The organism is Acinetobacter portensis, assembly GCF_010646905.1.
Classification (GTDB): Bacteria; Pseudomonadota; Gammaproteobacteria; order Pseudomonadales; family Moraxellaceae; genus Acinetobacter; species Acinetobacter portensis.
Map to the genome: position 1 here is coordinate 2948936 of NZ_JAAARQ010000002.1, position 13760 is coordinate 2962695.

Here is a 13760-nt window from a genome sequence, read left to right on the forward strand (position 1 = left end):
TATCTTTATATTTAAACTACAAATCGACTAATTTTTCTTTTGAAACAATAATGCCGTTATTGTCTGCATAAACATAATGACCTGAATTAAACTGAACATTTCCAAAGGAAATTTCAATATCAGTTTCACCTACGCCTTTACGATTACTCTTTTGAGGAATAGCAGCTAAAGCATGCACCCCCAAATCCAGTTCAGCAATCGCGTCGACATCTCGAATGCATCCATAAATAATCACACCATTCCAGTGATTATTTACCGCAGATTCAGCGATCATATCTCCCATTAAGGCACAGCGCATTGAAGCACCACCATCCACCACCAAAACTTTACCTGTTCCATCTGTTGCTAAAAGCTCTTTTACACGTGAATTATCTTCAAAGCATTTCACAGTAACCACTTGCCCGCTAAAACTTTTACGCGCGCCATAACTTTTAAAAAACTTACCATCTAAAGATGGAATCAACACTTGAATATCTAAATCTGGATGATCATCTAATAAATCACAAGTTACGAATGCTACATTTGACACAGCAAAATCCCTCTATTTTGTTTTATGTAGAGCTAAATTATCATAAATTTTAACTTTTTCAGTTTGATTGCAGGCAGCCTCGACCATAGTATGAGCCACTTGCTCCGCTGTCACAGGCTTATATTTAAAAGAATCGGGCACTAAATGCGAAAACTTTAAATATAACTTTTGGGTAAAATCTTCCAAAACTCGTTGTTCATGTCGCTCACCCAATAACAATGATGGTTGAATGATCGATATTTTGGATAGTTGTAATTTTTGAATGTCTAATTCTAATTGCCCTTTTACTTGGTTATAAAAATTTTAGATTTTGGATTCGCACCCAAAGCACTAATCAATAAATAGTGTGTTTCTGTATTTTGAAATAATTTTGCAAAGTGAAAGTTTATTTCATAATCAATTTTGTAGAAATTTTCCTTTGATCCTGCTTTTTTAATGGTCGTTCCCAAACAACTAAATGCATGTGTATATTCATCAAGATGTGTCTGATCGAGTGAAAAAAAGTCACTCAGCACAATTTGATGCACTTTTTTTAAATTTTTTAATTCTAAATTTTCACTTCGTACAATTGCTGTAATTTTGTGACAATTTTCCGATGCATTGAGCATATTCAACAAATGCTTACCCACCAAACCTGTTGCACCTATGACTATTACACTTTTTATTGAATTGATCATTTTTAAAACAAACTCCCTTCATATTCATTAATCTAACGCTTTCTTACAGTTTTTTCTGCATCTTAGATAGAGTCAAAGCAAGTCAAGACTTGACTTAACTGCATAATTTAATCAAAATATGCCACTTGTTTACGGGCTGGTGATCATTCTTCTGGAGATGGTTTTCAGATGCAATTTCAGCCCGCCCAGACCAATCTAATTCAAGGAGTGCACGAGTGGCAAACTCTGCTCAAGCTAAAAAACGTGCTCGTCAAAACGTTAAAGCACGTAAACACAACGCAAGCTTGCGTTCTATGGTTCGTACTTACCTCAAACGTACAGTAGCTGCTATTGCTGCTGGCGACTATACTGTTGCATCAGAAGCGTACAAAACTGCTGTACCTGTGATCGACCGTATGGCTGACAAAGGTATCATCCATAAAAACAAAGCTGCTCGTCATAAGAGCCGTTTGAACGCACAAATTAAAGCATTAGCTAACTAATTTGTTGCAATAAAAAGAGCCCTATTCGGGCTTTTTTTATTGCCTACGGTTTTATAAATACATCTAATCTATAACAAAAATCAATATAAAAATATTTCTCATGATTAAACAAATCCCATAAAAAAAATATGGTATTATTTTTTAGTCGTTAAATACCATATAAGCAAAATTTCTTAAATTGGGACAACACAATGATTAATAAATTTCTACCAACACTCGACAAATTCCAAGAAACAGAAAATCAGTACATTGAATATTTCAATTCCAAAGGTGAAACCGACATTGTTGGCAAAGTTATTTCCAACATGAGAGGTACGGCTGAAATTCAAGCATCACAAGGCGTCGACTCTTGGCTTGGCTATGGCGTTTACTTACCCGCTATTGAAAGAATATTCGCCCTGCATGAAGGCGAGACTGAAGAAGAGTTCTATACTCGCACACAATACCCTAAAGATGTTGTAAGCGCCTATACCATTCCAGATCATGATATTGCGACCTTAATCGCTGCGGATAAATACAACCGCATCCATCAACAAAGTATTCCTGTAAATACCTATGTTTGGCCTTTGAATGATGATGGTTTTACCATTAACCTATTAAAATTTGAAAAATGATTAAAATCTAATATTTAAAATAAAAAGACCAGTTAAAAATTAACTGGTCTTTTAAACTCAATTCGATTCATTTTTTATTTTTGAAAATCACGAATATCCAACTGATGCAATTCACCACGCCAAATCCATTTTAATTTAGATTCTAAAAATACATCACCCTCAAACCAAACAAACAAGCCTTCCATCATTTTTGGCCAATCTTCTTTGGTAATAACCGATCGACCTGATATAACCGCCAAAATAGCCGCTAAAATGGTGTCATGGCTCACAGCCAAACTTAATCCATTTTGTGTAGGATGAGTATTATAAATAAGCTCAAGTACATCTACAGCACCATTAATTGGCTTTTTCATCCCCGGAAGCGCATTGTTCACAAAGCTATTAATAAAACCTAATGCACCTTGTTTTTTGAAATATGGACCTGCTTGCTTAATATCCAGTACAAAGCTACCCGGCTCTACAAGTAAACCTTGTTCAATAATTTCAATATGATGCGTATGTGATGCCTGACCAATATCATCTGCGCCTTGAATCATTAAAGCAGCTGTATCAATACAACGTTGAATTGGACTTGAAATACAATGCTGAATGGAACGATCTGTATTAGAAATTAAGTATCCACCCCAAGCTTCTGCTAAATCTCGCCCTTGATTGGTCAATTGCAAGTCATATCCTGCTAAGCCCTTACCTGCAACTTCTTCCCGAATTGAATGACGTGTAAATAATGTGACAGGTATTTTTGTATCGGGCAATAAATCGATAGCCTTTAACATGCTTGCAGGAAGAAGATCTAATGCCATAATAAAAATATTGAAAAGATTTGTTCCACTATAGCATGAAGCATTATTTGCTCAATGCTTACTAGCCATAAGTTCTAGTGCCTGAAATGCCAAATTCTTCATATGCTTATTTCGATATGCAATAAATCCACCATTCAAAAAAGTCTCTCTTTGGTTATACAGAAATGTACGCGCCTTAAAATCGACCAAGCCACCACCAATCCGCTCAAGTAAACATTGACCTGCGCTTGTATCCCACTCACATGTAGGATGAAAGCGTGGATAGATATCCACCTTATCTTCAAGCATCATACAAAATTTGTATGCACTTCCTGCCTTAAACACTGAATATGATGATAATTGTGCAATAGCTTCTAAGTATTCAGAATATTGGGGCTTATTTTGACTGCTTTGGCTTAAACCAATTTTCACAACTTCCTCTTGCTCACTGTGTGCATAAATAAACCATTGTTGATTTATAACATCATATTTCAATGGTAAGCCTGTTTCAGGAGCTATATATAAGGTGTATTCACAAGGAATTGCCAAAATAGCAAAACTTGTATTCTCACCATCAATCACACTTAAATTAATGGTGAATTCAGGTCGCTTATGTAAAAACTCTTTCGTACCATCTAAAGGGTCAAGCATCCAAAACTTTTGCCAGTTTTGTCGTGTTAAATGATCACCTTCCTCTGAAAGTAATGGCAAATCTGAAATTTTTGTCAATGCCGAAGTTAAGAATGTATTTACCCGATAATCTGCTTGAGTAACAGGTGAATTATCCAATTTCTTTTCAATATCAAAAGTTCCACCTGCACAATATTGTTGATATTCTTCTCGCAAAATTTCACATGCTTGTGTCAAAATGGGCACAAGCTGCAAAGTCAAACTGTCTTGCGGTGCTGTTGTAGGCTTAAACATAGATTACCTTTAAATATGTCAAATCAATCTAAAAAACCAACAATCATTTTCGACATGGACGGGACATTACTCGACCTTGCTTATGATGATTTTATTTGGAATTATCTTTTACCTATTCGTTATGCAGAAACACATCTATGCACACTCGAACAAAGTAAAAATACACTTTATCAATTTTACCAAGAACATAATCATACGCTAAATTGGTACTCTTCACGCTTTTGGACAGCAAAAGTTGGCGTTGATGTTTTAGCTATGCAAATTGAATACAAAGATAAAGTTAAAAAACGTGAAGGTTGCTTAGAACTACTCACCTACTTAAAAGAAAATGATTATCCTATTTGGTTAGCAACAAATGCCGATGCAGCAGGCTTAAAATTTAAATTAGAAAAAACAAATCTTGCACATTATTTTGATGTCATTGTGAGTTCTGAAACCATTGGCCACGCCAAAGAATTTATCGAATTTTGGCAAATACTCGCAAATCAGCATCCTTTTGACCCAAATCATTGCTATTTTATTGATGACACCGAAAAAGTACTCAATGGTGCAAAAAAATTCGGAATTCAAAACTTATTCAGCATTCAGCAACCTTCTTCCGATAATGCACCACGTAAGGAATTTACATATCCAATGCTGAATAACCTAACCGATTTAATTCAATATTTAGAACAAGCTGAGGAACGTGAAAAATATGCGTAAATCGAATCTTGCGCCAGACGCTGTTGGCATGCGTATTGATAAATGGCTTTGGGCTGCTCGTTTCTTTAAAACACGCTCTATTTCAAAACATGCCATTGAAGGCGGTAAAGTTCATCAAAATGGCGAACGCGTAAAAGTCTCAAGAGAAGTTCGTGTTGGCATGGAACTCACCATTCAACAAGGCATAGAAAAAAAATCTGTCATCATTAAAGCACTGTCTGATGTTCGCGGTCCTGCGCCTGTTGCACAATTACTCTACGAAGAAACCGAAGTGAGTATTGCCCGTCGAGAATTGATTAATACCCAAAGAAAGATGCATAATTTAGCCCGACCCGATCATCGCCCAAGTAAAAAAGATCGTAGAGATATCAGCAAGTTTAAACAAGAAAATGATCAACAATTTGACCAATCTTGGTCTTATAATGATGATTGATACACGCGTCATATTGTGTCGTACACAATATGATTTCAATAGAACATATGGAAAATTTCTGTCACTATAGTCATGTGGAAAACGTTTAAATGAAATACATCCACTTGATTATTAATTTAGTGACATCGTATTGAGGCTATAAGATGGATGATAATAAAGGTAAAGCGCTAAATGCTGCACTAAGCCAAATTGAAAAACAGTTTGGTAAAAACACAGTAATGCGTCTAGGTGATAACACAGTACAAGCAGTTGAAGCAATTTCAACAGGTTCATTAACGCTTGATGTTGCACTCGGCATTGGTGGTTTACCAAAAGGTCGTATCGTTGAAATTTACGGTCCAGAATCATCAGGTAAAACAACCATGACATTACAAGCAATTGCTGAATGTCAAAAAGCGGGTGGTACTTGTGCTTTCATCGATGCTGAACATGCGCTCGATCCACAATATGCACGTAAAATTGGCGTAGATATCGACAACTTACTTGTATCTCAACCCGATAACGGTGAGCAAGCTCTTGAAATTGCCGACATGCTTGTACGCTCTGGTGCAATTGACATGATCGTTGTCGATTCTGTTGCAGCACTTACGCCACGCGCTGAAATTGAAGGTGAAATGGGCGACTCGCACATGGGTCTTCAAGCACGTTTAATGAGCCAAGCACTACGTAAAATTACAGGTAATGCAAAACGCTCTAACTGTATGGTTGTTTTCATTAACCAAATTCGTATGAAAATTGGCGTAATGTTTGGTAGCCCAGAAACAACAACAGGCGGTAACGCTCTAAAATTCTATGCATCTGTTCGTCTTGATATCCGTCGTGTCGGTCAAGTGAAAGAAGGCGATGAAATTATTGGTTCTGAAACCAAAGTTAAAGTTGTAAAAAACAAAATGGCTCCTCCATTCCGTGAAGCATTCTTCCAAATTCTTTACGGCAAAGGCGTTAACCATCTTGGTGAGTTAATTGACCTTGCTGTTCAACAAGAAATTGTGCAAAAAGCGGGTGCTTGGTACTCATATGAAGGTAACAAAATTGGTCAAGGTAAAAACAATACCATCCGCCATTTAGAAGAGCATAAAGAATTAGCGATTAATATCGAAAAGCTACTTCGCGAGCAACTTCTTACAACCGGCACAGTGGTTGAAGAAGATACCGATGAGCAAGAACCTGATCTTTTAGATGCATAAGGCTTTTTAAATAAATAGCACGTTAGATGAATAATCTTTAAGCATCAGTACAGAGCGCCCTACGGGGCGTTTTGTTACTATATTCTTGTTATTTAAACCGAGAGAATCATGTCAGACGCAAAGTTTAATAAACTGCTCGATTATGAAAGCTTAAAAAAGCAATTTGGTGATGATGAAGATCAATCCCCTTCATCCCCCACAACCAATGCTTCTGTACTCGCGTTTGACCCCGAAGAAAGTTTATTTGAAAATAACCACAAAGAAGATAAAAAACCAGGTCTAACAGGCTCTCGTTTGCGTTCTTACGCATTTGCCGTACTTACACGTAAAGAATACTCCAAAGCAGAACTCATCGAAAAACTCGCCTTATACGCAGATCAAAGAAATGAGGTTCTTGAACTTGTAGATGAGCTTTCAAAAGAAAATTATCAAAGTGATCAACGTGTCGCTGAAATTATGCTTTCAAGTCAAAAGCGTAAAGGCAAAGGCCCGAATCAAATTAAAATGAAACTGAAAAATAAAAAAATTGATAGCGCATTAATTGCAGAAGAATTAAAAGAAACAGACTGGGTGCAACAAGCGTACGAACTTAAAGTCAAAAAATATGGTACAGAAGTGAGTAAAGAGCCAAAAATCAAAGCAAAGCAAATTCGCTTTTTGATGTATCGAGGTTTTGAAATGGATGCAATTATTAAAGCAATTACAAGAAAACCGAATGATTTTGAATAAAGCTTAAAGTAGGAATTAAAAAAGAAGATCAATAGAATATTATTATTTTAAAACTGGTGGCAACCCTACCAGCAAGACTTCGGCACATCGCTATTCTGTTACCGTTGCTACCTTCCGGTCCTGGCGGGGTTCACAGAGAACAATTGCGAAGTAACCGGCAGGGCTACCATTGCAAGGACAGAGTATAGAGATTTTTAATGAACTTGCAAGCATACAAAGTTAATTTTCAGTAATGATTCATCCAATTGATTATTAAAAAAACAAAACTATCAAATATACATTTTATCTTCTATTTTCTTCGCTACAATCTATTAGCTTAAAATAAGGCAACATTGTAAAAGCGTATTGCAATTCAGTGTCTAGACGTTTTAAATATCAAGATCAAAATAATTTTTGGTCATAACGTTTTGACCTATACACTAATCTAAAATGGAAATTATCTTATGCTAAAAAAGCATACTTTATTTACAATTACCTTGCTCTGCTCGGCTCCCCTATACGCTATTCCAATTGAATCTAGAGGGTTAAGCCAAGATGCAGGCAATTATGTAGCAGCAACACCAACTGCAATTAACACCTCAAATTCAGCAGATGATAGCGTAACGACAACACCAACCAATCTAAACTGGCAATTAATGCAAAAAGCAGAACGTTTGGAAAATGATATTCGTAGTTTAAGAGGCAAAATGGAAGAGCAAGACAATGAAATTGCTCAACTTAAACACGATTTGCAAAACCGCTACACAGATTTAGATCAACGCTTAGAATTACTACAAGAAAAGGTAGATCCAGATTCTGTTGCTAAGCCAGAGGAGGATAACCAACAAGATACTTCTCCCAGCACAAACACAAAATCCGCTGTAAATACGACCACCACAGCAGTAAAAGCTCAAAGTACACCATCTGCACAAGTCAACCCAAGCAAGAATAAAGATGAAGCAGATAAAGTAGCGTATACCGTTGCTTTAGAAGCATATAAACAAGGCGGAGCAAAAAAAGCCATTGCCCCGATGCAGGCATTTATTAAGAACCATCCCAATAGTGCTTACATCAGTAATGCCTATTTTTGGTTAGCAGAGTTTAATTTAGGGACAGATCCTACAAATTATTTAGATGCAAAAAAGAATTTTGAAATCGTTGCCAACAAGTATCCAAACTCTTCAAAAGCATCTAGCGCACTCTATAGACTCCATAGTATTTCATTGAATGTCGATAAGAATGCAGCTCTAGCCAATAAATATAAAAATCAAATCTTAACAAATTATCCAAAATCTGAAGAAGCTGGCTTTTTGAAGAAATAAAAAAAAGACACCTTTAGGTGTCTTTTTTCTAGACTTAAAACAAAGAATCTTAACGAACGATACCTCGTTTAGATTCTTCAACAGAGTCAATTAAACGTTGAACTTCTGGCACTTCTGGCAAAATTTCTTTACGAATTTTATCAAGCGCTTCGGTTGTTGTTAAACCAGCCTTATAAATAAGTTTAAATGCTTCTCGAAGACCTTGGATCACTTCCTTCGACCAGCCTTTACGTCGCATACCCTCAACATTCATTGCAGATGCATGCGCTGGATTACCAGACACCATGACATAAGCAGGAACATCTTTTAAAATTAAAGATGCACCACCAATCATGCTATAAGAGTCAATTTTACAAAATTGATGAATACCTGAGTTACCACCAATAACAACAAAATCGCCTACATGCACATGCCCTGCAACACCCACATTATTTGCAAAAATATTGTGATCGCCCACAATACAGTCATGTGCAATATGTGTATTTACCATAAGTAAATTATGGCTACCTACTTTTGTAAGGCTATTATCTTGCACAGTTCCTCGATGCAAACTACAGTGTTCGCGAATCGAGTTATGGTCACCAATTTCAAGCCATGTTTCTTCGCCAGCGTATTTCAAATCCTGACAAACTTCACCAACGCTCGCAAATTGAAAAATTTCATTATTTTTACCAATGCGAGTATATCCACCAACAACAACGTGTGAGTGTAACTTTGTGCCTGAGCCAATGGTTACTTTAGGGCCAATAATACAATATGGACCGATCTGTACATCAGATGCAATTTCAGCTGATGAATCAATAATAGCCGTTGGGTGAATAAGTTCGTTATTACTCATGCCTGCCCTGTTCTTTGGTGTGAAATCATAATTTCTGCAGCTGCGGCAACAATACCATCAACTGAAGCAGTACAATGATACTTGTAAATGCCACGTTTTTGCATTACTAATTCAGATTTTAATACAAGTTGATCACCAGCAACGACTTGTTTTCTAAATCGAACTTTTTCTGCGCCAGCAAAAAGGAACAATGAACCCGATGTTGGCTTTTCATCATTCATAATAAAACCAAGCACGCCTGAAACTTGCGCCAAAGCCTCAATAATTAACACACCCGGCATAATTGGATATTCAGGAAAATGTCCTTGAAAAAATTCTTCATTAATCGTGACATTTTTATAACCAACAATCGCATTTTCAGTTACCTCAGTCACACGATCAACGAGTAAAAAAGGATAGCGATGCGGCAAATACTCACGAATTACATTAATATTCATGGGTAGCGTTGGTTTCGTGAACGTTGTAACTGTAGACTCTGTCATCATAATTATTTACGCAATTTTAGTGTTGATTCAAGGGATTCAATTTTTGATTGCATATCATCAATTTTTTTGACCAATTGGGTCAATGGCACATCTGCTAATTGTTTCAACCTTACAGCTGCACGTTTCCATTGAGAATTTGGCATTACTACTGTTCCAGAAGAATATGTTCCTTCTTCTAAAATACTTTTTGTGACCATTGACATTGCCGTAATCGTTACATTATCAACGATTTGAATATGCCCAACCACACCAACAGCACCTGCAAGTACACAGTTTTTGCCAATTATTGAACTACCAGCAATCGCTGACTTTGCAGCAATTGCTGTGTTAGATCCAATTTTAACGTTATGCGCAATTTGCACAAGGTTATCAATTACCACACCATCTTCTATAATCGTGTCGTCTAAAGCACCACGATCGATACTACAATTTGAACCAAGACGCACATCATTACCAATACGTACTGAACCTAATTGTACAATTCTATGCCATTTTCCCTGATATGGTGCAAAGCCAAAACCTTCACTCCCAACAACAGTATTTGCATGAATACGAACTCGATCGCCTACTTTACACTCGCCTGTTAACGTAACATGAGAGTCAATAAAGCAATTTTTTCCAACTTCAACAAAATCATCAATTTTAACATGCGAGTGAATGACAGAATCATCACCCACAACACAGTTTTCACCAATCACGACATAATGACCAACGTATGCCGTTTCTGAAACAATTGCTGAAGGATGGATTTGTGCTGTACTTTCAATACCACGTTCTAAATGCTTACGCTCAAAAACATGGGTTAAAATCGCAAAAGCCAAATATGGGCTATCCACAACTAAAAAGTTTGAATGATATCCCTCAAGCAAGTCTTTATAAGCTTGTGTGACAATGAGTGCACCCGCTTTAGACACTTTCGCTTGATTGATATACTTTTCGCCATTCACAAAAGCAAGTTGATTTTCACTCGCATGCTCAAGACTCGCCAACCCCATTAATTGCAGATCGGCTTGCCCTGAATATTTCGCTTGTACTTTCTGTGCAAGGCTTTCTAAGCGATAAAATTGATGTTTCATATATTATTTAATTGCATTAACCTTTTGAATAATTTTATCAGTTAAATCAGCACTAACATCAGAAGCGAGTACTGAATTTTTATTTAAAACCACATCTAGTTTATTTTCTTTGCGCACTTGTTCAGCAGCTGTTTTCACACGTGTTTCAAATGTTGTGTTCGTTGCTTGCATTGTGGTTTGCACTTTAGATTGAACCTGTTGCTGTAAAGAATTCAACTGAGTCGCTTTCGCTTCGAAATCAGTCGACATTTTCTTCTTTTCAGCATCTGTCAATTTAGCTGTTTGCGCTTTTTGTTGAAGCGCTGCTAAATCTTTTTGAAGCTGTTCAATTTGAGTTGTTTGTGACTTAATAGATTGTTGCAATGTATTTTGCTGTTGTTTCAAGTAAGTGCTACCTTGCACCACTTTTTCAACATCAACAATACCATAATCTGCTGCTTGAACTGCTGTGAATGCCAAGCCTGTAGTCAACGCTAATAATATTTTTTTCATGTTATATGTTTCCTAGTTAATATAAAGACTTAGCCGCACTTAGAAAGTACGACCAATTTCGAATTGAATATTTTTGGTTTCATCACCTGGTTTTTCATTCAATGGATATGCATAGCTCAGTGATAATGGACCAATCATGGTAATCCATGTAAAGCCAACACCTACGCTATAACGCATATTCCCCATATCGAAACCATTATTATCTTTACAGAATTGTTTACTTTCCGCAGATTGTGGTACATCACATTTAGTATCAAATACTTGTGCACCTTCAGCAAAAATAACTGGTCTAAATTGACGTGCCCAATCACCTTTAAATGGAACAGGGAGTGCAAGCTCAGTACCAAATTGCACTAAAGCATTACCACCAACTTCTTCATTATTCGAATAGCGCGAATCTGTACTTACACCACCATTTTCAGAGTTAACAGTTGGATATTTAGGACCTAAAGTACTATTGTCATAACCACGTACCGAACCATAACCACCTGCATAGAAGTTTTTAAAGAATGGTAAATCGTTACCGTAGCCTAACTTACCATAACCACGGAGTACAAAATCTTTACCCAATGGGAAAAACGCTTGTGCATCATAAGTTAATTTTTGATATTCAACATCGCCACCCGGAACAGCAATTTCAGCATTCACACGATGTGACATACCCGATGTCGGGAAAACTGGGCGGTTTAACGTATTGTATGACCAACCTAAATTCAGGTTAAATGTTAAGAAGTCACCCTTAAATTCATTCCCTTTAAAATCACCACACGAAGCACCACCAGGTGTTGCATTGCAATAATCCCCATACCCTGTCACTTTACCGCCATGTGACAATAAGTAATCGCGAATATATGTAGATACATAAGGGCCTGTCGTTACTTCTGTATTATCAATATTTAGACCCATACTAATGCTTTGATTTTCATCAATAGGATAACCAAAGGTTAAACCACCACCCAAACTATCTGTTACATAGTTATTAACGTTGTAATCGTCGTTTAGTTTTGTTTTACGGTAGTACATATTGTATCCACGACGAACACCATCAATCGTGAAGTATGGATCTGTAACGCTAAGGTTGTAGTAATCTTGAGTTTGCGAACGAGATAAATCAATTGCAACACTATTACCAGTACCAAAGAAGTTGGTTTGACTTAAACCTGCTTGATAGGTCATACCACCACTTTGTGAGAAGCCAACAGCGAGTGTACTTGTACCTGAATGCTGTTCTTCAACTGCAACATTTAAATCGACTTGGTCTGGCGAACCTGGCACACGCTCAGGCTTAACATCAACAGTTTTAAAATAACCTGTACGCTCTAAACGTACTTTAGATAGATCAATTTTTTCGTTGCTCGCTAATGCACCTTCCATTTGGCGCATTTCACGACGAAGCACTTGATCATCAGTTTTTGTATTACCTGAGAAATTAATACGACGTACTGTAACTTTTTGACCTGGATTGATGTAGTAGTTTAATCCTACTTGCTTTGTTTCATTATCAATTTCAGGAACAACATTCACTTCCGCATAGTAATAACCTGCATTACCATATTTACGCAGTAGTAATTGCTTAACGTTATTTACTTTTTCTTGTGAATAAATATCGCCTTCTTTATAGATTTGAAGCGTTTTTAATTCATCAGATGAGTAAAGAGCATCGCCCAAGAACTTGGTTTCAGCAAACTTAAATTGCTCACCCTCATCCACAGATACTTCAACAAAGATATTTTTCTTATCTTCACTAATATTTAAATTAGAATTATTGATGTTAAAGTTGATATAACCTTTATTTAAATACAAAGCACGTAATGACTCTAAGCTTGCAGCCATTTTTTCACGTGCATAGCGGTCGTTACGTGTAACAATTGAGCTCCAACCACTTTCTTTAATCGCAAATGCTTGTTTAATATCACTGTCTTTAAATACTGTATTACCAATAATATTGATATCTACAACTTTTGCAGCTTTACCTTCAGCAAACTCTACCGTTAAATCTACACGGTTATTTGGACGAGGTGTTGAAATCACTTTTACAGTTGCTTCATAGCGACCTTGTTGCATATATTGCTGTGCAAGTTCTGATTCAAGTGTTTGAATGGCAGACTTTTTAAGAACTTCACCTTCAGCAACACCCATTTTCTTCAAGCCTTCTTGCAAAGCTTCTTTTGGAATGAGTTTATTGCCTTTAAATTCCACTTTAGAAATAATTGGGCGTTCTACAACACGATATACAAGCACATCATTTTCATTTGACACTTTAATATCATCAAACAAACCCGATGCGTATAAAGCATGAATTGAATCGGAAATAGTGGCATCATTTACACGATCACCACTACCTACGGGGATTAGACCATAAACATTGGCTGGCGTTAAACGTACAAGTCCATCTATTTTTATATCTCGTACGACAAAGTCATTTGCTGCATTTACTTGTTGTACTGCTGCCATTGCACTGATCAGTGCTAAAGGCATAAAAAGGTTTTTGTGATGCATGCCAGTATTTTCC

General features: G+C 36.7%; 15 protein-coding genes, 1 other RNA gene and 1 pseudogene. 7 read left to right on the forward strand and 10 right to left on the reverse strand.

What is annotated here, in order from left to right; translation table 11 throughout:
- Positions 1-16: 16 nt before the first annotated feature.
- Positions 17-529, reverse strand: coding sequence for a ribonuclease E activity regulator RraA (gene rraA, locus GTK57_RS13925; protein WP_163124295.1), 513 nt, complete (start codon positions 527-529; stop codon positions 17-19).
- 12 nt (positions 530-541) lie between these two features.
- Positions 542-1206 (reverse strand): annotated as a pseudogene (locus GTK57_RS13930) (NAD-dependent epimerase/dehydratase family protein).
- A 215-nt stretch (positions 1207-1421) separates the two neighbouring features.
- Between GTK57_RS13930 and rpsT the strand changes: the two are divergent.
- Both rpsT and GTK57_RS13940 read left to right on the forward strand, forming a co-directional pair.
- A complete protein-coding gene (gene rpsT / locus GTK57_RS13935; protein ID WP_163124298.1) occupies positions 1422-1688 on the forward strand; it encodes a 30S ribosomal protein S20 in 267 nt (88 codons plus the stop codon).
- 191 nt (positions 1689-1879) lie between these two features.
- A complete protein-coding gene (locus tag GTK57_RS13940) occupies positions 1880-2302 on the forward strand; it encodes a hypothetical protein (RefSeq protein WP_163124301.1) in 423 nt (140 codons plus the stop codon).
- A 74-nt stretch (positions 2303-2376) separates the two neighbouring features.
- Here the strand turns inward: GTK57_RS13940 and GTK57_RS13945 are convergent, their stop codons facing one another.
- Both GTK57_RS13945 and GTK57_RS13950 read right to left on the reverse strand, forming a co-directional pair.
- Entirely contained in the window at positions 2377-3102 is a 726-nt protein-coding gene (locus tag GTK57_RS13945; RefSeq protein ID WP_152873523.1) for a histidine phosphatase family protein, read from the reverse strand.
- 51 nt (positions 3103-3153) lie between these two features.
- Entirely contained in the window at positions 3154-4005 is an 852-nt protein-coding gene (locus GTK57_RS13950; RefSeq protein ID WP_163124304.1) for a 3'(2'),5'-bisphosphate nucleotidase CysQ family protein, read from the reverse strand.
- A gap of 15 nt (positions 4006-4020) precedes the next feature.
- On the opposite strand from GTK57_RS13950, the gene GTK57_RS13955 reads away from it, so the two are divergent.
- From GTK57_RS13955 to GTK57_RS13970, 4 genes are all read left to right on the forward strand, one after another.
- Entirely contained in the window at positions 4021-4707 is a 687-nt protein-coding gene (locus GTK57_RS13955) for an HAD-IA family hydrolase (protein ID WP_163124307.1), read from the forward strand.
- Positions 4700-5140 (forward strand): RNA-binding S4 domain-containing protein, encoded by a 441-nt coding sequence (locus tag GTK57_RS13960; RefSeq protein WP_163124310.1) that lies wholly within the window; start codon positions 4700-4702, stop codon positions 5138-5140. Before GTK57_RS13955 ends, GTK57_RS13960 begins: the two co-directional genes overlap by 8 nt.
- A gap of 143 nt (positions 5141-5283) precedes the next feature.
- The gene (gene recA, locus GTK57_RS13965; protein WP_152873519.1) at positions 5284-6327 is read left to right on the forward strand and encodes a recombinase RecA; all 1044 of its coding nucleotides are present in this window, start codon (positions 5284-5286) and stop codon (positions 6325-6327) included.
- A 108-nt stretch (positions 6328-6435) separates the two neighbouring features.
- Entirely contained in the window at positions 6436-7056 is a 621-nt protein-coding gene (locus GTK57_RS13970; protein ID WP_163124313.1) for a regulatory protein RecX, read from the forward strand.
- Between the two features lie 63 nt (positions 7057-7119).
- Here GTK57_RS13970 and ffs read toward each other — a convergent pair.
- Positions 7120-7216, reverse strand: an RNA gene (gene ffs, locus GTK57_RS13975) — signal recognition particle sRNA small type.
- A 283-nt stretch (positions 7217-7499) separates the two neighbouring features.
- On the opposite strand from ffs, the gene GTK57_RS13980 reads away from it, so the two are divergent.
- Positions 7500-8357: a YbgF trimerization domain-containing protein gene (locus GTK57_RS13980; RefSeq protein WP_163124316.1), complete on the forward strand. Its 858-nt coding sequence runs from the start codon at positions 7500-7502 to the stop codon at positions 8355-8357.
- A gap of 49 nt (positions 8358-8406) precedes the next feature.
- Here the strand turns inward: GTK57_RS13980 and lpxA are convergent, their stop codons facing one another.
- The 5 genes from lpxA to bamA are packed head-to-tail and all read right to left on the reverse strand — an operon-like array spanning position 8407 to position 13747.
- Positions 8407-9195 (reverse strand): acyl-ACP--UDP-N-acetylglucosamine O-acyltransferase, encoded by a 789-nt coding sequence (lpxA, locus tag GTK57_RS13985; protein ID WP_163124319.1) that lies wholly within the window; start codon positions 9193-9195, stop codon positions 8407-8409.
- Entirely contained in the window at positions 9192-9677 is a 486-nt protein-coding gene (fabZ, locus tag GTK57_RS13990) for a 3-hydroxyacyl-ACP dehydratase FabZ (protein ID WP_152873585.1), read from the reverse strand. Before fabZ ends, lpxA begins: the two co-directional genes overlap by 4 nt.
- A 5-nt stretch (positions 9678-9682) precedes the next feature.
- Positions 9683-10756, reverse strand: coding sequence for a UDP-3-O-(3-hydroxymyristoyl)glucosamine N-acyltransferase (lpxD, locus tag GTK57_RS13995; protein ID WP_152873515.1), 1074 nt, complete (start codon positions 10754-10756; stop codon positions 9683-9685).
- Between the two features lie 3 nt (positions 10757-10759).
- Positions 10760-11248 (reverse strand): OmpH family outer membrane protein, encoded by a 489-nt coding sequence (locus GTK57_RS14000; RefSeq protein ID WP_163124322.1) that lies wholly within the window; start codon positions 11246-11248, stop codon positions 10760-10762.
- A gap of 39 nt (positions 11249-11287) precedes the next feature.
- On the reverse strand, positions 11288-13747 hold the full coding sequence (gene bamA / locus GTK57_RS14005; RefSeq protein ID WP_152873513.1) for an outer membrane protein assembly factor BamA: 2460 nt from the start codon (positions 13745-13747) through the stop codon (positions 11288-11290).
- Positions 13748-13760 lie beyond the last annotated feature (13 nt).

Bases quoted from the DNA above. Each gene is read 5' to 3' on its own strand.
- GTK57_RS13940 (WP_163124301.1), top strand. From the start codon at position 1,880: ATGATTAATAAATTTCTACCAACACTCGACAAATTCCAAGAAACAGAA.
- GTK57_RS13945 (WP_152873523.1), bottom strand. From the start codon at position 3,102: ATGGCATTAGATCTTCTTCCTGCAAGCATGTTAAAGGCTATCGATTTA.
- GTK57_RS13950 (WP_163124304.1), bottom strand. From the start codon at position 4,005: ATGTTTAAGCCTACAACAGCACCGCAAGACAGTTTGACTTTGCAGCTT.
- GTK57_RS13955 (WP_163124307.1), top strand. From the start codon at position 4,021: ATGTCAAATCAATCTAAAAAACCAACAATCATTTTCGACATGGACGGG.
- GTK57_RS13960 (WP_163124310.1), top strand. From the start codon at position 4,700: ATGCGTAAATCGAATCTTGCGCCAGACGCTGTTGGCATGCGTATTGAT.
- recA (WP_152873519.1), top strand. From the start codon at position 5,284: ATGGATGATAATAAAGGTAAAGCGCTAAATGCTGCACTAAGCCAAATT.
- GTK57_RS13970 (WP_163124313.1), top strand. From the start codon at position 6,436: ATGTCAGACGCAAAGTTTAATAAACTGCTCGATTATGAAAGCTTAAAA.
- GTK57_RS13980 (WP_163124316.1), top strand. From the start codon at position 7,500: ATGCTAAAAAAGCATACTTTATTTACAATTACCTTGCTCTGCTCGGCT.
- lpxA (WP_163124319.1), bottom strand. From the start codon at position 9,195: ATGAGTAATAACGAACTTATTCACCCAACGGCTATTATTGATTCATCA.
- fabZ (WP_152873585.1), bottom strand. From the start codon at position 9,677: ATGACAGAGTCTACAGTTACAACGTTCACGAAACCAACGCTACCCATG.
- lpxD (WP_152873515.1), bottom strand. From the start codon at position 10,756: ATGAAACATCAATTTTATCGCTTAGAAAGCCTTGCACAGAAAGTACAA.
- GTK57_RS14000 (WP_163124322.1), bottom strand. From the start codon at position 11,248: ATGAAAAAAATATTATTAGCGTTGACTACAGGCTTGGCATTCACAGCA.
- bamA (WP_152873513.1), bottom strand. From the start codon at position 13,747: ATGCATCACAAAAACCTTTTTATGCCTTTAGCACTGATCAGTGCAATG.